Below are 5,723 nucleotides of genomic sequence, written 5' to 3' on the forward strand. Positions count from 1 at the left end.
GGCGCGATTGAGGACCGCCTTCCCCCACTCCGTCGCTGCTTCGCAGCGCCACCTCTCCCCCCTCCGGAGGGAGAGGAAGGGAGCCTGACCCTCAAATATGCAGCGCGTGCCCCAGCGCCTTCAGCGCCGCTTCCTGGAATCCCTCGCCTTGCGTCGGATGGGCGTGGATCGTTCCGGCGATATCCTCCAGCCTCGCGCCCATTTCCAGCGCCAGCCCAAAAGCCGCCGACAGTTCCGACACGCCTTGCCCGACCGCCTGGATGCCGAGCACCAGGTGATTGTCCGCGCGGGCGACGACACGAACGAATCCATCCTCGCCGAGCTTCGTCATCGCCCGGCCATTGGCGACAAACGGGAACGTCCCGATCTTGATCTCACCGAGAGCCTTGGCCTCTTCCGGCGACAGCCCAGCCGTCACCAGCTCCGGATCGGTGAAGCAGACGGCCGGGATCGACCGCTTGTCCCAGCTGCGCTTGTGGCCGGCGACGATCTCGGCGACCATTTCGCCCTGCGCCATCGCCCGGTGCGCCAGCATCGGCTCGCCGGTGACGTCGCCGATGGCAAAGATGCCGCGCATCGAGCTGCGGCACTGGTCGTCGATCTTGATGAATCGGCCCGCCATATCGAGGTCGATCTGGTCGAGCCCCCAGCCCTCGGTAACCGGCTTGCGCCCGACCGTGACCAGGATCTTCTCCGCGGCGACCCTGGCGCTCTTGCCATCCGAGGTCTCGACCAGCAGCGCGTCGCCTTTGTTCGCCTGTCCCTTGGTCGACAACCCCTTGGCCTTGGCGCCAGTCATCACCGCGATGCCGAGGGCGGCCAACCGCTTGACCACCGGCCGGGTGAGTTCGGCGTCATACTGCGCCAGCACGCGCGGCAAGGCTTCTACCACGGTCACATCAGCGCCCATTTTCGCAAAGGCCATGCCGAGCTCGAGGCCGATATAGCCGCCACCGACGACCGCGAGCTTTTTGGGGACCTCACTCAAAGCCAGCGCGTCCGTGGACGAAATCACCGGGCCGCCGAAGGGCAGGAACGGCAGTTCGACCGGCGCCGAGCCGGTGGCGATGACGATCGCTTCTGCGCGGATCACCTGGCTGCCCGTCTCGGTCTCGACGGCGACGGTCTTGCCGTCGCGGAATGTCGCCCATCCATGCACGGTCTTGACCCCGGCCTTCTTCAGCAGGCCGGCAACGCCGCTGTTGAGCCGGCTGACGATGCCGTCCTTCCAGGCGATGGTTTTGGCCAGGTCGAGCGTGGGTGCCGTGACCGAAATGCCGATCGGGCTGTCGCCGCCAACCATATCAGACACTTTCTCGAACTCTTCCGCCGCATGGATCAGCGCCTTGGACGGGATGCAGCCGACATTGAGGCAAGTGCCGCCCGGCCTGCCGGCCTCGACGATCACCGTATCGACGCCGAGCTGCCCGGCCCGGATGGCGCAGACATAGCCGCCCGGACCGGCGCCGATGACGAGCAGCTTGCAGGAGATTTCTTTCATTTTGCGACCCTTCGATGCGAGGGAATGTTCCGTCGCGATCCTTCACGCCCCCCTCTGCCTTGCCAGGCATCTCCCCCACGAGGGGGGAGATTGGCAGCGTCGTCGCTTCGCTCATTCCTGCAACGATGGAGATTGGCGAAAGCCGGCGTGACGTCCAATCTCCCCCCTTGTGGGGGAGATGCCTGGCAGGGCAGAGGGGGGCGCTGTCCCGCCGTCATCTCGGTCATCCGCCCCTCAATCCACGAAGATCAGCGCCGGCGTCTCCAGCAGCGCCTTGATGCGCTGCACGAACACCGCCGCGTCCCAGCCGTCGATGACGCGGTGGTCGAAGCTGGAGGACAGGTTCATCATCTTGCGCGGCATGAACTGCGTGCCGTCCCACACCGGCCGAACCATCATCTTGTTGACACCGATGATCGCCACTTCCGGATGGTTGATGACCGGCGTCGTCGCCACGCCGCCCATGGCGCCGAGCGAGGTGATGGTGATGGTCGAGCCGGACAGCTCGTCGCGCGTCGCGGTACCGGACTTGGCCGCCTCCGCCAGCCTGACGACCTCTGCGCCGCACTCCCAGATATCCAGCGCTTCCGCATGTTTGACCACCGGCACCACCAGCCCCGACGGCGTCTGCGCGGCGATGCCGATATGGATACCGCCATGCTGGTGGATGATGCCGGCCTCGTCGTCGAACAGCGAATTGAGGTTGGGCTGGTCCGATATCGCCTTGACCATCGCCCGCATCAGGAACGGCAGCAGGGTCAGCTTCGGCCGCTCCCCACCACCCTTGGCTCCGCGCTTTTCCTTGTTGAGCGCGGCGCGCAAATCTTCGAGCGCGGTGACGTCGATCTCCTCGACATAGGTGATGTGCGGGATGCGCGATTTGGACAATGACATCTTCTCGGCGATCTTGCGCCGAAGCCCAACCACCTTGATGTCCTCGATCGCATCGTTGCGGGCGAGGCCGGATGTCCTGGCAAGCTGCGGACCGCGCGCCAGGAACGCCTCGATATCCTCGTGGCCTATGCGACCGGCCGGGCCGCTTCCCGCTACCTGCCTGAGATCGATGCCGGCTTCTTTCGCCCGCAGGCGGACGGCGGGGGAGGCCAGAGGCTTTTCGCCTTCCGGTCGCGGACCGCCATGGGCGGAAGACTGCCCGGCGCCTTTCGAAATCAAAGGGGCGGATTTGACGTCGGTTCCGCCGACCTTCGGCGAGAGCTTCGCGGTCGGCGCAACCAATTCGGGCTTCGGGGTCGGCAGCTTGGTCGGCGGCTCGGCGGCCACCGCTTCTCCCTGATCTCCTTGCGGCTTCACATTCCCCTCGTCCGCCACCTTCAGCCGGACGATGGGTGAACCGATCGCCACCGTGTCGCCGATCTCGGCGCCCAGCCACAGGATCTCGCCATCGACAGGCGACGGGATTTCGACCGTCGCCTTGTCGGTCATGACGGCGGCAAGCACGGTATCCTCGCGCACGATATCGCCGATCTTCACATGCCATTCGACGAGCTCGGCTTCGGCGACCCCTTCGCCGACATCGGGCAGCTTGATGATGTGTTCGCCCATCCCAGGCCTCCCTAGGCTTCCAGTGTTTCGATGAGCGCGCGGCCGACACGGGCAGGACCGGGAAAATAGTCCCATTCCTGCGCATGCGGGTAGGGCGTGTCCCAGCCGGCGACCCGCGCCACCGGCGCCTCCAGATGGTAGAAGCAGTTTTCCTGCACCAGCGCCGACAGTTCGGCACCGAAGCCCGAGGTCAGCGTCGCCTCGTGCACGATGACGCAGCGCCCGGTCTTCTTGACCGACGCCACGATCGTATCGAGATCGAGCGGCAGCAACGTCCTGAGGTCGATGATCTCGGCATCGATACCGGTCTCCTCGACGGCGGCTTGCGCGACATAGACCATGGTGCCGTAGGCGAGCACCGTAACGGCCGAGCCCGCCCTGCGGATCGCCGCCTTGCCGAGCGGCACGGTGTAGTGGCCGTCGGCGACCTCGCCGAGGTCATGCTTCGACCACGGCGTCACCGGCCGGTCGTGATGGCCGTCGAAGGGACCGTTGTAAAGCCGCTTCGGCTCGAGGAAGATCACCGGATCGGGATCCTCGATCGCCGCGATCAACAGTCCCTTGGCGTCATGTGGGTTGGATGGAACCACGGTCTTCAAGCCCGATACATGGGTGAACAGCGCTTCCGGGCTCTGGCTGTGCGTCTGGCCGCCGAAGATGCCGCCGCCGGTCGGCATCCGCACCACGATCGGGCAGGTGAAATCGCCGTTCGAACGGTAGCGCAGCCGCGCCGCCTCCTGGGTCAGCTGGTCGTAGGCCGGATACATGTAGTCGGCAAACTGAATTTCCACGCACGGCTTCAGCCCATAGGCGGCCATGCCGATGGCCGAGCCGACGATGCCGGATTCGTTGATCGGCGCATCGAAACAGCGGCTCTTGCCGTATTTGGCCTGCAGGCCCTGCGTGCAACGGAAGACACCGCCGAAGAAACCGACGTCCTCGCCATACACGACGACGCGTTCGTCGCGCCCCATCGACACGTCCATGGCATCCCGGATGGCCTCGATCATGGTCCGTCTCGGCATCGCTCAGACTCCTGCCTGCTGGCGCTGGCGCCTGAGATGCGGCGGCATCTCGGCATAGAGGCCCTCGAACATGTCGCGCGTCGACGGCTTGCCGCCGGCATGCAGCGTGCCGTGGCTTTCCGCTTCCTTCTGCGCCGCGATCACGGTGTCGAGGATTTCCGCCTCGGCCTGCGCATGCCGCTCGTTCGACCAGACGCCGAGCTGGATCAGATGGTTCTTCAGCCGCACGATCGGGTCGCCGAGCGGCCATGCGTCGGATTCGGTCTTCGGCCGATAGGCGGAGGGGTCGTCCGAGCTCGAATGGGCGCCGGCGCGATAGGTGACATATTCGACCAGCGTCGGCCCGAGATTGCTGCGCGCGCGCTCCGCCGCCCACTTTGCCACGGCGTGGACGGCGAGGTAATCGTTGCCGTCGACGCGCAGCGACGGGATGCCGAAGCCGAGGCCTCGCGCGGCAAATGTACCCGACCCGCCGCGCGCAATGCCTTGAAAAGTCGAGATCGCCCACTGGTTGTTGACGACGTTGAGCACGGCAGGGGCCTTGTAGGTGGAGGCGAACACCAGCGCCGAATGGAAGTCGGACTCGGCCGTCGAGCCGTCGCCGATCCAGGCCGCCGCGATCTTCGAATCGTTCGAGATCGCCGAAGCCATCGCCCAGCCGACCGCCTGGATGTACTGCGTCGCCAGATTGCCCGAGATCGAGAAGAAGCCGTGCTCCTTCGACGAATACATGATCGGCAATTGCCTTCCCTTCAGCGGGTCGGCCTCGTTGGAATAGATCTGGTTCATCATCGTGACCATCGGATAGTTGTCGGCGATGAGCAGCCCAGCTTGTCGATAGGTCGGGAAATTCATGTCGCCAGGCGCCAGCGCCTTGCGGAAGGCGCAGCTCACCGCTTCTTCGCCGAGATGCTGCATGTAGAAGGACGTCTTGCCCTGGCGCTGCGCCATCTGCATGCGCGCGTCGAAAGTCCGCAGCGTCATCATGTGGCGCAGGCCCGCCAGCAGCTCGTCGTTCGAAAGCAGGCCGGCCCAGGGGCCGACGGCTTCGCCGTTGCGGTTCAGCACGCGGATGATCGAGAAAGCCATGTCGCGGATGGTGCGCGGATCGACATCGATCTCGGGGCGCGGCACCGAGCCGGCATTGGCGATGGTCACATTGGAGAAGTCAGGCGTTCCGCCCGGCCGCACTTCCGGCTCCGGAACGTGAAAACGCAACATCCCAGCATCGGCCATGACCTTTGTCCTCCAATGTTGCCTGGCGCCGATATTTGCACATCCGCGCCCCAGGCCAGAGCGAATTCGTCGGGCAAGCCTCCATCGTCGGTCCCGGCCGCGCCGGCCGATGCAGCCTCCCGCCCACAAGATGAAGATATGTCGGCGAAATTTCTTGTCGATGTTGGGCGACGGCGCGCAATTTGGCGCAAGGTTGAGCAAGGTTTGCCGGAAGATAAGGTGATTGGCCGCAAAGCCTGGGTTCCTCGCCCACTTCCAAACCTCCGGGGGAGAGGAAGGGCGCCTGGTTTGGCGAAGGCACGTCCTTCCTCCACCCGTCGATAGGACACGCCCTTCCTCTCCCCCGTCGATCGGGGGAGAGGTGGCCCGAAGGGCCGGAGTGGGGGTCGACCCGGCTC

The 5,723-nt window shown here is 65.3% G+C and carries 4 protein-coding genes; all 4 read right to left on the reverse strand.

Annotation, left to right across the window (positions count from 1 at the left end):
• Window positions 1-91: 91 nt before the first annotated feature.
• Complete coding sequence (lpdA, locus tag NKJ26_RS32950) at window positions 92-1,501, reverse strand: dihydrolipoyl dehydrogenase (protein ID WP_352700001.1); 1,410 nt, start codon at window positions 1,499-1,501, stop codon at window positions 92-94.
• A 234-nt stretch (window positions 1,502-1,735) separates the two neighbouring features.
• Window positions 1,736-3,064 (reverse strand): dihydrolipoamide acetyltransferase family protein, encoded by a 1,329-nt coding sequence (locus NKJ26_RS32955; protein ID WP_352700003.1) that lies wholly within the window; start codon window positions 3,062-3,064, stop codon window positions 1,736-1,738.
• Window positions 3,065-3,075: 11 nt separating this feature from the next.
• Window positions 3,076-4,089: an alpha-ketoacid dehydrogenase subunit beta gene (locus NKJ26_RS32960; protein WP_352700005.1), complete on the reverse strand. Its 1,014-nt coding sequence runs from the start codon at window positions 4,087-4,089 to the stop codon at window positions 3,076-3,078.
• A 3-nt stretch (window positions 4,090-4,092) separates the two neighbouring features.
• The gene (locus NKJ26_RS32965; RefSeq protein ID WP_352700007.1) at window positions 4,093-5,325 is read right to left on the reverse strand and encodes a thiamine pyrophosphate-dependent enzyme; all 1,233 of its coding nucleotides are present in this window, start codon (window positions 5,323-5,325) and stop codon (window positions 4,093-4,095) included.
• Between the last annotated feature and the right edge of the window lie 398 nt (window positions 5,326-5,723).

Origin of the sequence: Mesorhizobium sp. M0152, from assembly GCF_040322415.1 — a bacterium.
Lineage (GTDB): Bacteria > Pseudomonadota > Alphaproteobacteria > Rhizobiales > Rhizobiaceae > Mesorhizobium.

What these genes read in the sequence shown, in the direction of transcription:
- NKJ26_RS32965 (WP_352700007.1), bottom strand. Translation starts at nt 5,325, where the DNA reads ATGGCCGATGCTGGGATGTTGCGTTTTCACGTTCCGGAGCCGGAAGTG.
- NKJ26_RS32960 (WP_352700005.1), bottom strand. Translation starts at nt 4,089, where the DNA reads ATGCCGAGACGGACCATGATCGAGGCCATCCGGGATGCCATGGACGTG.
- lpdA (WP_352700001.1), bottom strand. Translation starts at nt 1,501, where the DNA reads ATGAAAGAAATCTCCTGCAAGCTGCTCGTCATCGGCGCCGGTCCGGGC.
- NKJ26_RS32955 (WP_352700003.1), bottom strand. Translation starts at nt 3,064, where the DNA reads ATGGGCGAACACATCATCAAGCTGCCCGATGTCGGCGAAGGGGTCGCC.